Source organism: Burkholderia ubonensis (assembly GCF_902833085.1).
Lineage (GTDB): Bacteria > Pseudomonadota > Gammaproteobacteria > Burkholderiales > Burkholderiaceae > Burkholderia > Burkholderia ubonensis.
Map to the genome: position 1 here is coordinate 63,233 of NZ_CADFEB010000005.1, position 19,381 is coordinate 82,613.

A 19,381-nucleotide genomic window follows, 5' to 3' on the forward strand; every position below is an offset into this window, starting at 1 on the left:
ACGACTCATCGGCCCAGGCCCGCAAGCCATCCGCCCATCGGACGCCTCCGCGCACCCCCACGCAACTCCGCCTTTATTCATACAAATCCGACCAATCCGAAGGGGTATTTAAGAATCGTATTGAGAATGATTTGCGTTTGCGTTAGATTTTGCTATCTCGAAATTGGACGGAGCGAATCGATGGCAATGGCGGAAGTGCTCGAACGACCGGTCACGGCGGCGGCGAACCCGTTCCGCGGCAGTCCATCCGATCGGCCGTCCAGGCCCGCGCCGCAGGCGCGCCGCGCGGCCAGGCCGAGCGCGCAGGGCGCATTGCTCGACGTGCTGATCGCCCACCGCGCGATGCTCGTCAACGTCGCGCGCAGCTTCGTCGGCTGCGCGAGCCGAGCCGAGGACGTCGTGCACGACGTGTTCGTGAAGCTCGTCGATTTCCCGAACCAGGACGCGGTACGCCAGCCGGTCGCGTACGTGACGCGGATGGTGCGCAACGCGTCGATCGACGCGTGCCGCCGCCAGAACCTCGAGAGCTTCTACCACGCGGACGAGGACGACGGCTTCGACGTGCCGTCGCCGGAGCCGACGCCCGAAGCGGCGCTGATGACGCGCGACACGCTGCGGCGCGTGTCGGCCGCGCTCGACGACCTGCCGGCGCGCAGCCGCGCGGCGTTCGAGATGGTGCGGCTGCGCGACGAGACGCTGCAGAGCGCGGCGCGCGCGCTGAACGTGTCGCAGACGCTCGTGCATTTCATGATCCGCGACGCCGAGCGCCACTGCGCCGAATGCCTCGATGCATGCCATCGCGGCGTCGCGTGCCCCGTGTTCTGCGGCGGCCGCGCGCGGCGCCGGTAAAAAAACGCGCGGCCCGCTCGTCTATTCGACAGGGGCGGCCGAACCGCTCCGCTTCCTTCAACCGCCTCCGGCGATTTCCGACCGAGTTTCGACCATGACGCAAGCCACGACGCCTTCCGCCGACACCGACGACCTCGTCTACACGGTCGTCATCAACGACGAAGAACAGTATTCGATCTGGCCGACGTTCCGCGCCGTGCCGGCCGGCTGGCGCGAAGCGGGCGTGCGCGGCCCGAAGGCCGACTGTCTCGCGCACATCGAGACCGTCTGGACCGACATGCGGCCCGCGAGCCTGCGCCGCGCGATGGACGGCGAAACCGCGCAGCGCGCGTCGTGAGCGGCGCCGAGGGCCCACCTGAAGAGGACCTTGCATGACCCTGCTTTCATTGCCGACGCTCGACGACCTGCGGATCGAGCCGGGGCTGCCCACCGTCGTGTCGCCGAAGGGCGGGGACGGGATGTCGATCGACACGCTCGCGCCGCTCGCGCGCGCGATCGCGGCCGACACGCTCGAGCGCGCGGGCGGCGTGCTGTTCACCGGTTTCCACGTGCCGTCGATCGACGCGTTCCAGCAGTTCGCGGCCGCGTTCGGCGATCCGCTGATCGGCTATGAATATGCGTCGACGCCGCGCAGCCAGGTCGAAGGCGCGGTGTATACGTCGACCGAATACCCGCCGCACCGCGCGATCCCGCTGCACAACGAGCAGTCGTACACGCGCGAATGGCCGATGCGGATCTGGTTCCACTGCGCGCTCGCGGCGCCGAAGGGCGGCGCGACGCCGATCGCCGACAGCCGCGCGGTGTATCGCGCGCTCGACCCGGCGCTCGTCGCGCGTTTCGCGCAGCGCGAGCTGCTGTACGTGCGCAATTTCGGGCAGGGGCTCGACCTGCCGTGGCAACAGGCGTTCGGCACCGACGATCCGCGCGAGGTCGAGCGGATGTGCGCGGCGCGCGGCATCGACTGCGCGTGGCGCACCGACGACGACGGCGAGCCGCTCCTGCGCACCCGCGAGCGCTGCCAGGCGGTCGCGCGGCATCCGCGCACGGGCGAGCCGGTCTGGTTCAACCAGGCGAACCTGTTCCATCTGTCCGCGCTCGACGAGGAGATGCAGGACGCGCTCGTCGACGCGGTCGGGGTCGACAACGTGCCGCGCAACGTCTACTACGGCGACGGCGCGCCGCTCGAAGCCGACGCGCTCGCCGAGATTCGCGCGGTGCTCGACCGGCAGCGGATCGTGTTCCCGTGGCAGACCGGCGACGTGCTGATGCTCGACAACATGCTGACCGCGCACGCACGCGACCCGTTCGAAGGGCCGCGCAAGGTCGTCGTCGCGATGGCGCAGAGCTATACGGTCCCGCGCGACCGAACGGAGGATCGATGACGCGTAGTACCGCCGCGCTTGCCGCGCGGGGGCTGACGGTGGGTTATCGCGACCATGTCGTGATCGACGGGCTGGACCTGTCGATCACGGCCGGTCGCGTGACCGCGCTGTGCGGCCCGAACGGCTGCGGAAAAAGCACGCTGCTGCGCACGCTCGCGGGCCTGCAGCCGGCGCTGGCGGGCCACGTCGAAGTCAACGGCACGCCGCTCGCGTCGTTCAAGCGCCGTGCGCTTGCGCGCGAACTGACGATGCTCGCGCAGTTCAACCAGATTCCGTCCGGCCTGAGCGTGCGCGAACTCGTCGCGTACGGGCGCTATGCATACGGCGGCTTCCTGCGCGGCCTGTCGCGCGCCGACCACGCCGCGATCGACGAAGCGCTCGAGACCAGCGGGCTCGCCGGCGACGCGGGCCGCGACGTCGGCGCGCTGTCCGGCGGCGAGCGGCAGCGCGCGTGGATCGCGATGGCGCTCGCGCAGCAGGCGCCGATCGTGCTGCTCGACGAGCCGACCACCTATCTCGACATCCATCACCAGCTCGACATCCTCGACGCGCTGCGCGCGCTGAACCGCGCGCGCGGGCTGACGATCGTGTGGGTGCTGCACGACCTGAACCAGGCTGCCGCGTACAGCGACGAGATCGTGCTGATGCGCGCGGGCCGCGTCGTCGCGCACGGCGACCCCGACGCGATGCTCGACCCGGCGCGCCTGCGCGCGGCGTTCGGCGTCGAGATGCTGAAGCTCGCGCATCCGCAGACGGGCGCGCCGATGTGCGTGCCGGCGTACGGGCCGTCCGTCGCCGCTGCGGCGCAGTCGGCCGAGGACTTCGACCGGAAGCTCGCCGTATGACGACGTTCGCGATGCGCAAGCGCCAGGCGGCTTCCGTCGACGGCAGGGTCACGCAGCCGAACCGCGCCGGCGCGCTGGCGATCGGCATGCTGCTGCTGATCGCGTGCGTCGCCGCGCTGCGCGCCGCACCCGACCTGCGCGCGTGGTGGGACGCCGCGCCCGGCAGCGACGCCGACGCGCTCGCGCGCGTGTTCCTGTTCGACCTGAACCTGCCGCGCGTCGCGGCCGCGCTCGTCGCGGGCGGCTGCCTCGGCATCGCCGGCGCGCTGTTCCAGTCGGCGACGCGCAATCCGCTCGCGTCGCCCGACCTGCTCGGCGTGACGGGCGGCGCGCAGCTCGGCCTGCTCGCGGCGATGCTCGTGCCGGCGCTCGCGGGCGTCGCGTCGGTGCCGCTGCTGTTCGTCTGCGGGCTGGCCGCCGCCGCGTGCGCGATGCTCGCGGCGGGCGGCTGGCGCGCGACGCCGCTGCGGCTCGTGCTCGCGGGCAGCGTCTGCATGCTGCTGTTCGCCGCGCTGTCGACGCTGCTGCTCGCGTTCTTCGAGCAGAACATCGCGGGCGCCGCGCTGTGGGCGAACGGCAGCCTCTATCAACCGGGCGCAACCGGCCTGAAGCTCGCGGCGAGCTGGCTCGTGCTGCCGCTCGTCGCGCTGCCGTTCGTGATCCGGCCGCTCGATCCGCTCGCGCTCGGCGACGACGCGGCGGCCGCGGCCGGCGTGCGCGTCGATGCAGCGCGGCTCGCCGCGACGGTCGTCGCGGTCGCGTTCACGAGCGTCGCGGTCAGCATCGCGGGGCCGCTGTCGTACGTCGGCCTCGTCGCGCCGAACCTGCTGCGCCAGATCCGCGGCGCGCGCGCCGCGCGGCTCGCCGCGCTGGTGCCGCTGTCCGCGCTGGCGGGCGGCGCGCTCGTGCTCGTGACCGACAGCGCGGTGCTCGTGTCGGGCCTCGACACGACGCTGTCGACCGGCGTCGCGATCGCGCTCGTCGGCACGCCGCTGATGCTCGCGCTGATCCGCCGCGGCGCGGCGTGGTCCGGCGTGCTGCATGCGGGCCCCGAGCGCGCGGCGTCCGGGCGCGCGACGCGCCTGGTCGGCTGGCTCGACGGGCTGCGCTGGCCGCGGCGCACCGCGCTGTTCGCGCTGGCGGGCGCGCTCGTGCTGGTCGCGGGCACGTCGGCCGGCCCCGAATGGCTGACGCCCGCGCGCTGGCAGGCGGCGCTGGCGGGCGCCGACCCGGTTGCGCGGATGCTGATCGACCTGCGCCTGCCGCGGCTCCTGTGCGCGATGCTGGCCGGCGCGCTGCTCGCCGCGAGCGGCGTCGCGATGCAGAGCGTCGTGCGCAATCCGCTGGCGGGCCCGGAAGTGCTCGGCGTCACGCAGGGCGCGGCGCTCGTCACGCTGTTCGCGCTCACGCGCTGGCCGCTCGCGGGCGGCGGCATGCTCGCCGGCGCGGCGCTGGCGGGCGGCGGGATCTCGCTGGCGATCACGCTGGCCCTCAATCACCGTCATCGCTACGCGCCGCTTGCGGTCGCGCTCACCGGGATCGTGATCGGCACGTTGTGGACGACGCTCGCGCAATGGCTGATCACGCAGGAAAGCGTGCAGCCCGCGCGCTTCGTCGTGTGGCTCGTCGGCGGCACCTACGGACGCAGCTGGCGCGAGGTCGCGATGCTGCTGCCGTGGTGCGTGCTCGCAGTGCCGGTGTTCGCGTGGCTCGCGCAGCCGCTCGACATGCTCGCGCTCGGCGACGACCAGGCGGCCGCGCTCGGCCTGCCGATCGCCGCGCTGCGGCCGCTCGCGCTCGTGATCGCGACGCTCGCCGCGTGCGCGGCCGTCGCGGCGGTCGGGCCGGTCGGCTTCATCGGGCTGATGGCGCCGCACGTCGCGACGATGCTCGGCGCGCGGCGGCATCGCACGCGCCTGTGGCTCGCGGCCGCGTGCGGCGCGCTGATCCTCGGGCTCGCGGACGTCGCGGCCCGCACGGCCGTCGCGCCGCGCGAAGTGCCGGCCGGCGTGCTGACCGCGCTGATCGGCGCGCCGTACCTGCTCGGCCTGCTGATCGTCGAGGCGCGCCGCGCGCGGCGCGTGGGGCGATGACGCCACCGGCTATCGACGACATGCGCGCGACGTGCTTCGCGTCGTTCGCGCCGGCCGCATTTGCGCCGTATCTCGACGCGGTGTGGCTCGGCATGCCCGAAGACGCGTGTGCATCCGGCGCGTGCATCGTGCCGCTGACCGCGCTGCCCGATCACCGCGACGCGCTGCTCGACGCGATGGTCCGCCACTACGGCGGCGATCCGGCCGTGCATGCGCGCGCGCTGCTGTCGCAATGGAGCAAGTACTACTTCGGCCGCGCGGCGCCCGCGGGCGTCGTCGCCGCGCTGCTGCTCGGCCGGCCGCTCGACATGGCGCCCGAACGCACGTTCGTCGTGCTCGACGACGGGATGCCCGCGGGGCTGGTCTTCGCGCACGACGCGCTCGGCGAGCCCTGCGACGATCCGGCGCCGCGCTACGCGGGGCTCGTCGCGCATCTCGGCGCGGTGATCGACCTGCTGGCCGAGATGGGCCGCGTCACGCCGCGCGTGCTGTGGAGCAACGCGGGCAATCTGCTCGACTACCTGCTCGACGTCTGCGGCGCGCAGCCGTGCGCGGCCGACCCCGTGCGCGACGCCGTGTGGCTGTTCCGGTCGGCGTGCGCCGACGGCGAATCGAATCCGCTGCGCATGCCGGTGCGCGACGCCGTGCCGCGCTCGCCGCTGCTGCCGACGCCGTTCCGCGCGCGCCGCGTGTGCTGCCTGCGCTACGAAATCCCTGGAGAAACGCAACTGTGTGGAAGCTGCCCCTTGCTACTGACGATGGACGACGCGGCGCTGGCCGGGCAGGACGCGATTCGCTGACGGCATCTGGCCGGCGGCGGGCGCTTGCGCAGCTCGCCGCGCTCGGCGCCGCGTGCGGCTTGTCGCCGACCGCGCGGGCCGCCGCCGGCGATGCTGCGCGCGGGCAGGGCGGCGGCATGCCGGCCGGCATGCCGCTGGCCGGCAATCCGGTCGTCTCGCAGGCCAGCGCGACGATGCCGGTGCGGCCGCAGCGCGTCGTCGCGCTCGAATTCATGTTTGCGGAAACGCTCGCGGCGCTCGACATCACGCCGGCCGGGATGGTCGATACCGCGTTCTACCCGGGCTGGCTCGGCTACGACAATGCGCGCTTCGCGCACGTGACGGACGTCGGTTCGCGGCAGGAGCCGGGGCTCGAGGCGATCGCGGCGGTCAAGCCCGACCTGATCATCGGCGTCGGCTTCCGGCATGCGCCGATTTTCGCGGCGCTCGACCGGATCGCGCCGACGATCCTGTTCCAGTTCAGCCCGAACGTGAACGAAGGCGGCGTGCCCGTGACCCAGCTCGACTGGACCCGGCAGATCTTCCGCACGATCGGCGCGGTGACGGGGCGCAGCGCGCGTGCGCAAGCGGTCGAAGCGCAGCTCGACGCCGGCCTCGCGCGCAACGCGAAACGGCTCGCGGCGGCGGGAAGGCAGCACGAACGCGTCGCGCTGCTGCAGGATCTCGGGCTGCCCGACCGCTACTGGGCATATACGGGCAACAGCACGGCGGCCGGGCTCGCGCGCGCGCTCGGCGTCGATCTGTGGCCGAAGAAGCCGACCCGCGAGGGCACGCTCTACGTGACCTCCGCGGACCTGCTCGCGCAGCGCGACCTGGCGGTGCTGTTCGTGACCGCGACCGGGATGGACGTGCCGCTCGACGCGAAACTCGATTCGCCGGTCTGGCAATACGTGCCTGCGCGCAAGGCAAAACGGATCGCGCTGATCGAGCGCAACATCTGGGGCTTCGGCGGCCCGATGTCGGCGCTGAAACTGGCCGACGTGATGACCGATACGCTGCTGGCGTTGCCGCCGGTGCGCTGATGTGAGGCAGCGCGTCAGCGCGACGCATTCGTACCTCGCACTGTCGCCGCGCGTGCGGACGCCCGGGAGACCGACCGCCGGTTACGCCCGATACGGCCGCTCGGCCAGGATTTCCACCAGACGCAGAAGATAACCGTCGGGGTCCTGCACCAGCATCTCGATCTGGCCGTGCTCCAGATCGTCCTGGCGATACCAGGATGTCCGCGGCTCGGCGAACAGCGCGATGCCTGCGTCGCGCAAGCGGTGGTGAATGGGTTCGATCGAGTCGACCTCGATCTGCAGATTGATGCCTTGCCCACGCGGAAAATGCATCGGGCCGGTCGACCAGCTCTCCGGATTCTGCTGTTCGAGCATCAGCTGGGCGTGCCCGAGGTCGAGATAGGCAAAGCGATCCTCGGGACGCTCGAAGCGAACCCGGAAGCCAAGCAGGTCACGATAGAACGTCATGCTTCGGACGAGGTCCGTGCAGATCAATTCCGGAACGAGAGCGGCCCATTCCATTGCGGGTCTCCTTGATTGATGCAGCGATTCGCGTCGTGCGCAGTGGAAGCGAAAGATTCAGCGCAGGCCGTCGCGGCCTCGACGAAGGGTCGCCAATCATACCCGGCCATGTCCCGGCCTTCGCATGCGTGCTGCGCGTCGCGCTGGCCCGTGGACCCGGTCGCGTCGAGCCGGGCTTGCCGGTGCAGCGGCAAGCCGCCGCGCCGGCGTCCGCCCGTCACGCATTCACCGCATCGACCCGCTGCCGCGCCGGCGTCGTATCGCTGACGATCCGCCCGTTGTCGAGCTTCAGCACGCGGTCGGCCAGATCGAAGTAGCGGTCGTCGTGCGTGATCACGACCACCGCCTTGCCGCGCGCGCGCAGCTCGGGCAGCAGCTGTTCGTAGAACACCGCCTTGAACGTCGGGTCCTGGTCGGCGGCCCATTCGTCGAACAGGTAGAACGGCCGGTCCTCCAGATACGCGACGACGAGCGCGAGCCGCTTGCGCTGCCCGGTGGACAGCGCGCGGGTCGAGAACGCGCCGTCGACGACCTTCACCTTGTGGTCGAGCGCGAGCTTGGCGACCAGCGCGTTCGCGCGCGCGTCGGCCTGCGCGCGGGCCGGATCGTCCGGGTCGACGATGCCGAGCAGCGCATCGAACAGGTGGAAATCGTTGAACACCGCGCTGAAACGCTGCCGGTACGCGGCGCGCTCGCGCCAGCCGACCGGCCGGCCGTCGACCTCGATCGCGCCTTCCTCGGGCTCGTAGAGGCCGGTGAGCACCTTCGCGAGCGTGGTCTTGCCGCTGCCGTTGCCGCCGACGATGAACACGAGCTCGCCGGGCTTCAGCGTCAGGTCGATCGGGCCGATGCTGAACATGCGCTCGTCGCGCTCGTGGAAATACGAATGCGTGACGCCGCGCAGCGTGACCGCGCCGGCGGGCGCGACGGCGGACCCTGCTGCGGACACCTCGCTCGCGGCAGGCGCGGTGCGCAGCGCGCCGAATTCGGCCATCACGTCCTCGATGCGCGCGAGCGACACGCGCGCCGCGTTGACGGTCGGCAGGTTGTTCAGCAGGCCGTCGAGCGGCACCAGCATGAACAGGAACACGACGACGTAGCCGGCCGTCGCGCCCGGGTCCGCGTGCACGCCGAGCTGCGGCCAGAACGCGGCCGCGCCGAGGAACGCATAGAACAGGAAGATGATCCAGCCGACGCCGACCGCATACGCGCTGAACGCGCGGCGGCGGTGGTCGCGCACTTCGCCGATCGCAGCGCCCAGCTGGCCGTCGACGAACTGGCGCGCGCGCGCATCGTGCAGCTTCAATTCCTTCGCGCCGGAGAACAGCGCGCCGAGATAGCCGAACAGCTTGTCCTGCGCGCGGCCGGCCGCTTCGAGCGACGCGATCGCGCGGCGGTCGCCGGTGTGATAGCCGAGCGAGCCCGCGACGATCGCCGCGAGTGCCAGCAGGCACACGGGCCACGACAGCCACGCGAGATAGCCGAGGCAGCCGAACACGATCGAGCCGTGCATCACCAGATTCGGCAGCGCGAAGAACAGCATCGACACGTTGGTCGCGTCGTCGGTCAGCACCGACTGCACGGGCGCCGCGCCGATGCGCTCGACGTCGCGCAGCTCGGCCGCGCCGACGCGGCGCGCGAGATGCGCGCGCAGCCGCGCCATCGTGTCCTGTGACAGCCGCGCGAACAGCACGCCCGACACGATCCGCGTGACGAGCGCGATCACCGCGCACAGCGCGAAGCGCCACGCGAGCGCGGCGTCGGCGGCGACCGGCTGCGCGAGCGCGCGGTTCAGCGTCGCGACGAGCAGCACGCTCGCGATGCCGTTCAGCACGCAGGCGACGAGCGCGAGCGCGAGCGCGGCGCGGCTTTCGCGCAGCAGCGCGAGGATCAGGCGCGCCGCCGGGCGCGCGGGCGGCGCGGCGTCGGCGGCAGGCGGGGAGGAGGGCGGCGGAGAGGGCTCGTGGGCGGCGGTCATCGGCAACGTCAATAAAGTGAGAACGAACAGCGGAGAACGAACAACGGGAACGAACGGCGCGCGGTGCGCCTCCTGCCGAATAGACGAACGAGCCGCCGAAATATTTAGTCATCGGCGGATCGAGCGCAAAACGGTAAAAAACCGGCCGCGCCGTTCGTCACACCAGTGAAGCCGCCCAGCGCGGCGCCGTGAGTTGGCCGTAGCGGCCGGACCTGAAGGACTTCACGCCCATGACGAGTTTCCCGACTGCGTTGCATCACCGAATCCGCGAGCTGGCGCGCCGCGCGCCCGACGCGCCCGCGCTCGCCGTCTCCTTTCCGACTGAAATCCGCCTGACGCGCGGCGCGCTCGATGCGCGCGCGTCGCGGCTCGCGCGGCGGCTGCGCGCGGCGGGCGTCGGCGCCGAGGTGCGGGTCGGCGTGTGCGTCGAGCGCTCGTGCGAGCTGTTCGTCGCGCTGCTGGCCGTGCTGAAGGCGGGCGGCGTGTTCGTGCCGCTCGATCCGCGCCATCCGGCCGCACGCCTCGACTGGATCGTGCGCGACGCGAACCTGCGCCACGGCATCGTCGACGCCGCGGGGCGCGCGGCGCTCGGCGCGCCGTTCGCGCATGCGTTCGACGTCGCGGACGTCGATGCCGAAACAGCGGACCCAGCGCACGCATATGCCGCTGAAGACGACGCACCGGTCCATCCGCGCGCGGCCGCCTACATGATCTACACGTCGGGCTCGACCGGCAAGCCGAAGGCGGTCGTCGTCGAGCACGGGCCGCTCGCTGCGCATTGCGATGCGCTCGCGGCCGCGCTGCCGATCGAGGCCGGCGACCGGCTGCTGCATTTCGCGTCGGTCAATTTCGACGCCGCGCACGAATGCTGGCTCGCGCCGCTCGCGGTCGGCGCGAGCATCGCGGTCGCGCCGCCGCAGCCGTTCGCGCCGGACGCCGCGCATGCGCTGATGGTGCGCGAGCAGGTCAGCGTCGCCGCGTTTCCGCCTGCCTACCTGCGCGAGTTCGCGGCGCTCGCCGCGCGCGACGGCGTGCCGCCCGCGCTGCGCGTGCTCGCGTTCGGCGGCGAGGCGCTGCCGCAGCAGGCGTTCGAGTTCGTGCGCGACACCTTTCCGGCGGTGCGGCTCGTCAACGGCTACGGGCCGACCGAAGCGGTGATCTCGCCGATGCTGTGGCCGGTCGAGCCGGGCGAGACGCCCGCGCTCGCCGCGGACGACGCGTTCGCGGCGCTGCCGATCGGCCGGCCGATCGGTCCGCGGGTTGCCCGCGTCGACGGTGGCGACTGTGGCGATGATGGCGCGGCGGGCGAGCTGCTGCTCGGCGGCGTCTGTCTCGCGCGCGGCTATCACGGCCGCCCGGCGCTGACCGCCGAGCGCTTCGTGCCCGATCCGGACGGCGCGCCCGGCGCGCGCGTCTATCGCACCGGCGACCTCGCGCGGGTGCGCGACGACGGCGCATTCGATTACCTCGGCCGCCTCGACGATCAGGTGCAGGTGCGCGGCGTGCGCGTCGAGCCGGCGGAAATCGCCGCATGCCTGCGCGCGCATCCGGCCGTCGCCGATGCGGCGGTGGTCGCGGAAACCGACGGCGGCCCGACGCGGCTCGTCGCGTGCGTCGCGCTGCGCACGGAGGCCGACGACGCGGCGCTGAAGGCGCACGTCGCCGCGCAGCTGCCGGCTGCCTGGCAGCCGCACCGGTACGTGCGCTGCGACGCGCTGCCGTACACGCTGAACGGCAAGCTCGACCGCGCGGCGCTGCGCGAGCGGATCGCCGCGGACCGTGCGGACAGCGCGGGCCGCGCAGCCGGCGACGCGCCGCGCACGGACACCGAGCGGCGCACCGCTGAAATCTGGCAGACGCTGCTCGGCCTCGACGCGCCGCCGTCGCGCGACGACCGGTTCCTCGCGCTGGGCGGCGATTCGCTCGCGGCGATGCAGCTGCAGGCTGCAATTCGTGCCGAATGGCGCGTCAACCTGCGGCTCGACATGCTGTTCGCGGACCCGGCGCTCGCCGCATTGGCCGACGCGATCGACCGCGCGGAGCGCGAAACCGGCGCACCGCTCGTCGCGATCGCGGCGCGCGCCGGCGCGCCGGCCGGCGCACCGTATGCGGAGCGCGCGGCGTCGCTGGCGCAGCAGCGCTTCTGGGTGCTCGCGCAGACGCGCGACGCGAGTTCGGCCTATCACATCGCCGCGCACTGGACGATCGACGGCGCGCTCGACCGCGCCGCGCTGCAGCGCGCGCTCGATCACGTGATCGGCCGGCACGACGCGTGGCGCACGACGCTCGTCGAAAACGACGACGGCGTCGTGATGCAGCGGATCCACGCGCGCCTGCCGGTGGCGATCGCCGAAGTCGACCTGCGCGGCCTGCCGCCGGCCGGCCGCGACGCGCAGGCGGCGATCCTCGCCGAGCGCGACGCCGGCGCGCCGTTCGACCTCGCCGAAGGCCCGCTCGTGCGCGCGACGCTCATCGCGCTCGCCGACAGCCGCCACCGGCTGCTGCTGACCGCCCATCACGCGATCACCGACGGCTGGAGCTCGCGCTGCGCGTTCGACGAGCTGACGGCGGCCTATTGCGCGTATGCGAACGGCGTCGCGCCGGCGCTGCCCGCGCTGCCGATCCAGTACGCGGACTATGCGGACTGGCAGCGCGACATGCTCGCAGGCGGCGAGGGCGAGCGGCAATTGAACTACTGGCGCGCCGCGCTGCAGGACGCGCCGGGCCCGCTCGCGCTGCCGGTCGACCGGCAGCCGGGCGCGACGCGCACGCTGCACGGCGCGCGCACGTCGCTGCGCCTGCCCGATGCGGTCGCGGCCGACGTGCGCCGGCTCGCGCGCGATGCGCACGCGACGGTCTTCACGGTGCTGATGGCCGCGCTCGACGCGTGGCTGTCGCGCCTGACCGGCGCGACCGACGTGGTGGTCGCGGTGCCGGTCGCGCACCGGCAGCGCCCGGAAACGCGCGCGCTGCTCGGGCTGTTCCTGAACACCGTCGCGCTGCGCGTGCGCGTCGCGCCGGCACAGCCGTTCGCCGCGCTGGTCGACGCGGTGCGCGCGGCGGCGCTCGATGCGTATGCGCACCAGGACGTGCCGTTCGAGCGCGTCGTCGACGCGGTGAAGCCGCCGGTGCGGCGCGGCGACGAATGGCTGCGCGTCAAGTTCGCGCAGCAGTTCGATGCGCGGCTCGACAGCGCGCTGCCGGGCGCGACCGCGGTCGCGACGCCGGGGCCGGACCTCGCCGCGCGCTTCGATTTCGCGCTCGATTTCACCGACGATGCGAGCGGCATCGAACTGGTCGCCGCGTATGCGACCGACTGCCTCGACGCCGACACCGCGCGCGCGTGGCTCGCCAGCTACGCGGCGCTCGTCGCGGCCGCCGCGCGCGATCCGCAGCGCGCGGTCACGGCGCTGCCGTGCGACGGCGCGCATGGCACACATGAAGCGCGGCAGCCGCGCGACGGCCGCGTGTTCACACCCGAACACGCGGATATCGTCGCGGCGTTCGCACGACAGGCCGCTGCCTATCCGCATCGCGTCGCGCTGGCCGATGCGGCGGCGTCGCTGACGTTCGCCGAACTCGACGATGCATCCAATCGCGTCGCTTGCGCGCTGCAACTGCGCGGCACGGCGGCCGAGGAACCGGTCGTCGTCTGCATCGAGCGCTCGGCGCGCTTCGTCGTCGGCCTGCTCGGCGCGCTGAAGGCAGGCGCGCTGGCCGTGCTGCTCGATCCGGCGCAGCCGGCCGAGCGGCTCGCGGCGGCCGCCGCCGATTGCCGCGCGCGCTCGGCGCTCGTCGCCGGCGACGCCGCGTGGCCGGCCGGCACGCTCACGCAGGCGCTCGACGTCGACGCGCTCGCGGCCGACGCGACGCTCGCCCAGGCGGGCGCCGCGCGCATCGCGCCGCACCCGGACCAGGGCGCGTACCTGATCTATACGTCCGGCTCGACCGGCACGCCGAAGGGCGTCGTCGTATCGCACCGCGCGCTCGCCGACTACGTGCAGGGCATGCTCGACGAGCTCGCGTTCGCGCCGGACGCATCGTTCGCGATGGTGTCGACGGTCGCGGCCGATCTCGGCCATACGACGCTGTTCGGCGCGCTGAGCGCGGGCCGCACGCTGCATCTGCTGCCGGCGTCGTGCGCGTTCGATCCGGACGCGTTCGCCGACGAGATGCGCCGCCGCGACGTCGGCGTGCTGAAGATCGTGCCGAGCCATCTGCAGGCGCTGCTCGAAGCCCGCGCGCCGGCCGACGTGCTGCCGAGCCATGCGCTCGTGACGGGCGGCGAAACGCTCACGTGGGGGCTGGTCGCGCGCATCGCCGCGCTCAAGCCCGCGTGCCGGGTGATCAATCACTACGGCCCGACCGAGGCGACCGTCGGCGCGCTCGCGTGCGACACGGCGTCGATGGCCGCCGATGTGCACGACGGGGCGCGCGGCGTGCCGCTTGGCGGGCCGCTGCCGAACGCGCGCGCGATCGTGCTCGATGCGTTCGGCGCGTGCGTGCCGGCGGGCGCGACCGGCGAGCTGTACCTCGGCGGGCCGGGCGTCGCGCGCGGCTACTGGGGCCGGCCGGCGGCGACCGCCGAGCGCTTCCTGCCCGATCCGTTCACGCCGGGCGCGCGCGTGTACCGCACCGGCGACCGCGTGCGGCTGCGCACGGACGGCCGCATCGATTTCCTCGGGCGGATCGACGACCAGGTCAAGATCCGCGGCTATCGCGTCGAGCCGGGCGAGGTGAGCGCGGCCGTGCGCGCGGCCGACGGCATCGCGCAGGCGGAAACGCTGGCGGTCGAGCACGACGGCCGCCTGCGGCTCGCCGCGTTCGTCGTCGCGCGCGACGGCGCGGCGTTCGACGAGGCCGCGCTGCGTGCGCGGCTCGCGGCGGCGCTGCCGGACTACATGGTGCCGGCGCAGATCGTCGCGCTGCCGCGTCTGCCGGTGACGGCGAACGGCAAGGTCGATCGCGCGGCGCTGCGCGTGCTGGCCGCCGTGCCTGCCGCGAGCGTGCAGGGCGATGCGCCGCAAGGCGCGGTCGAGACGACGCTCGCGGAAATCTGGCAGGCGGTGCTGAAAGCGCCGCGCGTCGGCCGCGACGACAACTTCTTCGAACTCGGCGGCGACTCGATCCTCGTGCTGCAGGTGATCGCCCGCGCGCGCAAGCGCGGCGTGCGCTTCACGCCGAAGCAGCTGTTCGACGGCCCGACGCTCGCCGAGCTGGCGCGCGTCGCGAAGACGGAAGACGTGGCGCAACCCACGCCGGTCGCGCAGGCTGCGACGACGGCGGCCGCCGCGCGCGTGCTGACGCCCGCGCAGCAGCGCTTCTTCGCGCTCGACGTGCCGCATCCGGGCCACTGGAACCAGGCGGTCGCGTTCGACGTGCGCGGGTCGTTCGACCCCGCCGCGTTCGCGCGCGCGTTCGACGCGCTGCTCACGCATCACGAAGCGTTCCGCCGGCGCTTCACGCGCGGCGCGCATGGCGCGTGGCAGGCCGACGACGTGCAGCGCCCGTACGACGCGCTGCCGTTCGTCGAAGTCGCCGCGCGCGACGACGCCGACGCGCTCGCGCGCTTCGATGCGCTGCAGCGCCGGCTCGATCTCGGCCGCGGGCCGCTCGCCTGCGCGTGCGCGGCGCGGCTGCCGGACGGCGCGACGCGGCTGTTCGTCGCGATCCACCACGCGATCGTCGACGGCGTGTCGTGGCGAATCCTGCTCGACGATCTCGACACCGCGTACCGCGCCGCCTGCGAGCAACGGCCGATCCGGCTCGCGCTGCAGGGCCTGTGCGCCGACGCGTGGGCCGCGCGGCTCGCGCGCGCGGCGACCGATCCGGGCTCGCCGTTCGCGAACGAGACCGCGTACTGGACCGGGATGGCGCACGGCGACGACGTCGCGCCCGACCATCCGGACGCGCCGGCGACCAACGCGGACGCGGCCGTCGTCGTGCAGACGATCGACGCCGCGCTGACCCGCGCGGCGCTCGCCGACGCGCACGCCGCGTACCGCACGCAGACGATCGAGCTGCTCGCCGCCGCGCTTGCCATGGCGCTGACCGACGGGCGCGACGCGGCGTCGTGCCGCGTCGAACTGGAAGGGCACGGCCGCGAGGCGCTGTTCGACGATGCGGATGCGAGCCGCACGATCGGCTGGCTGACGAGCCATTACCCGGTTTCGCTGCCGGTCGCGGCGAGCCCGCGCGACACGCTGTGCGCGGTCAAGGATGCGCTGCGCGCGGTGCCGCACAAGGGGCTCGGCTTCGGCGTGCTCGCGCACTACGGCGATGCGGCGACGCGCGCGGCGCTGGCCGCGGTGCCGCGTCCGCGCGTGACCTTCAACTATCTCGGCCAGTTCGACGCGCCGCGCGACGCGACGCTCGTGCCGCGCTTCGGCGGCGCCGGCGTCGAGCGCGATCCGCAGGGGCCGCTCGGCAACGCGCTCGCGATCCACGCGTATCTCGACGAGGACCGCGATGGCGTGCGCACGCTGAAGCTGCACTGGGTGTACGGCGCGCCGCAGTTCGAGCGCGCGACGATCGACGCGTTCGCCGCGCGGTTCGCGGCGGCGCTGCGTGCGCTCGTCGATGCGTGCGCGATGCGCATCGCCCAGCGCGGCGGCGGCGCGACGCCGGGCGACTTCCCGCTTGCGCGGGGCGCGGGCCTCACGCAGGCGGCGATCGAGCGCGCGCCGCTCGACTGGCGCACGATCGATGACGTGTATCCGTTGTCGCCGATGCAGCAGGGCATCCTGTTCCACGCGCTGTTCGCGCCGGGCCATGCGAGCTACGTGAACCAGCTCGTCGCGACCGCGACGGCGCTCGACGCCGACCGGCTCGCGGCCGCGTTCGACGCCTCGATCGCGCGGCACGACATCCTGCGCACCAGCATCATGCCGGACGAAGCGGCGCCGCTGCAGCGCGTGCACCGGCAGGCGGCGCTGCCGGTCGAGCAGCTCGACTGGCGCACGCGCGGCGCGACGCTCGACGCCGACTTCGACGCGTGGCTCGCGGCCGACCGCGCGCGCGGCTTCGACTGGAACCAGCCGCCGCTGATGCGGCTCACGCTGATCTGCGTGACGGACGACGCGTGGCGCATCGTATGGACCCGCCATCACGTGCTGCTCGACGGCTGGAGCACCGCGCGGCTGCTCGCCGACGTGCTGCGCGACTACCGCGACCCGGACGCCGTGTCGCCGTTCGCGAGCCGCCCGGCGCTGCGCTACCGCGACTTCATCGCGTGGCTCGGCGCGCGCGACCGCGACGCGGACGAACGCTTCTGGACCGGACGCCTCGCGCGGCTCGACGCGCCGACGCTGATCGCCGAGCGCACCGCCGACCGTGCGGACGCGGCGATGCGCACGTGGCGCGCGCGCATCGATGCGGATGCATTCGCACACGTCATGCAAACGGCGCGCGCGCTGAAGCTGACCGTCAACACGCTGGTGCAGGGCGCGTGGGCGCTCGCGCTGCAGCGGATGACGCACCAGCCGGCGGTCGCGTTCGGCGCGACCGTCGCGGGCCGTCCGGACGCGCTGTCGGACGTCGACGCGGTGCTCGGCCTGTTCATCAACACGGTGCCGGTGATCACCGCGCCCGCGCCGCAGCAGCGCGCGGCCGACTGGCTGCAGGCGCTGCAGCGCGACAACGCGGCAGCGGCCGAGCACGCGCATGCGCCGCTCGCCGACATCCAGCGCTGGGCGCGCGGCGCCGGCGGCGCGCTGTTCGACACGCTGGTCGTGTTCGAGAACTATCCGGTCGACGACACCGCGCACGACGCGGACCCGCGCGCGCTCGCGCTGCGCGACGTGCGCAGCATCGAGGCGACCGATTTCGCGCTGACGCTGGTGATCGAGAGCGGCGCGGAACTGACGATCGACTACGGCTACGACACCGCACGCATCGACGCGCTGCAGGTCGAGACCTGGCATCGCGCGTTCGCGTGCGCGCTCGACGCGCTGGCGAGCATGCCCGATGCGCTGCTCGGCGCGCTGTCGATCGGCGACGACGCGGCGCGCGACGCGCTCGCCCGGCGCGACGCGACCGCCCGCGCGTGGTCGGCGCATCAGCAACTGCCGCTGCACGCGCAATTCGAAGCGGCGGCCCGCGCGACGCCCGGCGCAGTCGCGCTCGAATACGCGGACGCGCACGGCAGCCTGCACCGGATGACCTACGCCGAGCTCGACGCGTGCACGTCGCGGGTCGCCGCCGCGTTGCGCCGGCAGGGCGTGCGGCCCGACACGCCGGTCGCGTTGTGCGTCGAGCGCTCGTTCGACATGGTGAGCGCGCTCGTCGGCGTGCTGAAGGCCGGCGCGGCGTATCTGCCGGTCGATCCCGACTATCCGGCCGAGCGCATCGCGTACCTGCTGCGCGATGCGCGGCCCGCGGTCGTGCTGACGCAGCCGCACCTGCGCGCGCAGGTCGAAGCCGCGCTCGGCGACACCGCCGGCACGCAGTTGCTGACGGTGGCGGACCTGCTCGCGCAGGACCTCGCACCGGACCCGGCCGGGCCGGTCGCGGTCGCCGATGCGCAGCTCGCGTACCTGATCTACACGTCCGGCTCGACCGGCAAGCCGAAGGGCGCGGGCAACACGCACGGCGCGCTCGCGAACCGGATCGCGTGGATGCAGCACGCATACCGGCTCACGCGCGACGACGTCGTGCTGCACAAGACGCCGTTCGGCTTCGACGTGTCGGTGTGGGAGTTCGTCTGGCCGCTGTCGCAGGGCGCGAAGCTCGCGATCGCCGCGCCCGGCGACCATCGCGACCCGGCGCGCCTTGCCGCCGCGATCCACGCGCACCGCGTGACGGTGCTGCATTTCGTGCCGTCGATGCTGGCCGCGTTCGCCGCGCATCTCGACGATTTCGGCGCGGCCGCGCAATGCGGCAGCGTGCGGCTGATCGTCGCGAGCGGCGAGGCGCTTGCGCCCGAACTGGTCGCGAAGGTCGCGCGCCTGTTGCCGCGCGCGACGCTCGTCAACCTGTACGGGCCGACCGAGGCGGCGATCGACGTGTCGCACTGGACCTGCGGCCCGGCCGATGCGCACGCGCACGCGGTGCCGATCGGCCAGCCGATCGCGAACCTGCAGCTGCACGTGCTCGACGCCGCATGGCAGCCGGTGCCGGCCGGCGCGACCGGCGAGCTGTACCTGGCCGGCGCGGGCCTCGCGCGCGGCTATCTCGGCCGGCCGGGGCTGACGGCCGAGCGCTTCGTGCCCGATCCGTTCGTGGCGGGCGCGCGCATGTACCGCACCGGCGATCTGGCGCGGCGCCGCGACGACGGGGCGCTCGACTATCTCGGCCGCATCGACGCGCAGGTGAAGCTGCGCGGCCAGCGGATCGAGCCGGGCGAGATCGAGGCGCTGCTGCGCGCGGCGCCGGGCGTGCACGACGCGGTCGTGGTGGTGCGCGACGAGCAGCTGATCGGCTACGTCGCGCGCGGCGATGCAGGCGCGCTCGACCCGGCCGCGCTCGTCGACGCGCTGCGCGCGCAGTTGCCGGCCTACATGGTGCCGTCGCAGCTGATCGCGCTCGACGCGCTGCCCGTCACGCCGAACGGCAAGTGCGACCGCCATGCGCTGCCGGCGCCGGTGCGCGACGCGGCGGCCACGGCCGAGCTCGCGACCGATACGGAGCGCGCGCTCGCGGCGATCTGGCAGCGCGTGCTGCGCGTCGACGCGATCGGCCGCGACGACGACTTCTTCCTGCTCGGCGGCCATTCGCTGCTCGCGACGCAGGCCCATGCGCAGGCGAACCTGCACTGGGGCCTGGCACTGCCGCTGCGCATGCTGTTCGACACCCGCACGCTCGCGCGCTGCGCACAGGCGCTCGACGCGGCCTGCGCGGCGAGCGGCGCGACCGACGCGGCGAGCGCGATCGACGCCTTGCTCGGCGAACTGGAAATTCAATAAGGACGACGG

The 19,381-nt window shown here is 73.4% G+C and carries 10 protein-coding genes; 8 read left to right on the forward strand and 2 right to left on the reverse strand.

Annotation, left to right across the window (positions count from 1 at the left end; all coding sequences use genetic code 11):
• The first annotated feature begins 180 nt into the window (after positions 1-180).
• From HWX31_RS14750 to HWX31_RS14780, 7 genes are all read left to right on the forward strand, one after another.
• Complete coding sequence (locus HWX31_RS14750) at positions 181-849, forward strand: RNA polymerase factor sigma-70 (protein WP_174965529.1); 669 nt, start codon at positions 181-183, stop codon at positions 847-849.
• A 94-nt stretch (positions 850-943) separates the two neighbouring features.
• Positions 944-1,186, forward strand: a complete 243-nt coding sequence (locus HWX31_RS14755; protein ID WP_174965528.1) for an MbtH family protein — start codon at positions 944-946, stop codon at positions 1,184-1,186.
• A gap of 34 nt (positions 1,187-1,220) precedes the next feature.
• On the forward strand, positions 1,221-2,231 hold the full coding sequence (locus tag HWX31_RS14760) for a TauD/TfdA family dioxygenase (RefSeq protein ID WP_174965527.1): 1,011 nt from the start codon (positions 1,221-1,223) through the stop codon (positions 2,229-2,231).
• The gene (locus HWX31_RS14765; RefSeq protein WP_174965526.1) at positions 2,228-3,076 is read left to right on the forward strand and encodes an ABC transporter ATP-binding protein; all 849 of its coding nucleotides are present in this window, start codon (positions 2,228-2,230) and stop codon (positions 3,074-3,076) included. Before HWX31_RS14760 ends, HWX31_RS14765 begins: the two co-directional genes overlap by 4 nt.
• Positions 3,073-5,169 (forward strand): Fe(3+)-hydroxamate ABC transporter permease FhuB, encoded by a 2,097-nt coding sequence (fhuB, locus tag HWX31_RS14770; protein WP_174965525.1) that lies wholly within the window; start codon positions 3,073-3,075, stop codon positions 5,167-5,169. Before HWX31_RS14765 ends, fhuB begins: the two co-directional genes overlap by 4 nt.
• Positions 5,166-5,969 (forward strand): siderophore-iron reductase FhuF, encoded by an 804-nt coding sequence (fhuF, locus tag HWX31_RS14775; RefSeq protein WP_174965524.1) that lies wholly within the window; start codon positions 5,166-5,168, stop codon positions 5,967-5,969. Before fhuB ends, fhuF begins: the two co-directional genes overlap by 4 nt.
• Positions 5,966-6,991 carry an ABC transporter substrate-binding protein gene (locus tag HWX31_RS14780; RefSeq protein WP_174965543.1) on the forward strand — a complete coding sequence of 342 codons (1,026 nt, stop codon included), beginning with the start codon at positions 5,966-5,968 and terminating at the stop codon, positions 6,989-6,991. Before fhuF ends, HWX31_RS14780 begins: the two co-directional genes overlap by 4 nt.
• 81 nt (positions 6,992-7,072) lie before the next feature.
• Here HWX31_RS14780 and HWX31_RS14785 read toward each other — a convergent pair whose 3' ends face one another.
• A complete protein-coding gene (locus HWX31_RS14785) occupies positions 7,073-7,492 on the reverse strand; it encodes a bleomycin resistance protein (RefSeq protein WP_174965523.1) in 420 nt (139 codons plus the stop codon).
• A 217-nt stretch (positions 7,493-7,709) separates the two neighbouring features.
• Positions 7,710-9,470 carry a cyclic peptide export ABC transporter gene (locus HWX31_RS14790; RefSeq protein WP_174965522.1) on the reverse strand — a complete coding sequence of 587 codons (1,761 nt, stop codon included), beginning with the start codon at positions 9,468-9,470 and terminating at the stop codon, positions 7,710-7,712.
• Between the two features lie 230 nt (positions 9,471-9,700).
• Between HWX31_RS14790 and HWX31_RS14795 the strand changes: the two genes are divergently transcribed.
• Positions 9,701-19,372, forward strand: a complete 9,672-nt coding sequence (locus HWX31_RS14795; RefSeq protein ID WP_175933935.1) for a non-ribosomal peptide synthetase — start codon at positions 9,701-9,703, stop codon at positions 19,370-19,372.
• The last annotated feature ends 9 nt before the right edge of the window (positions 19,373-19,381 follow it).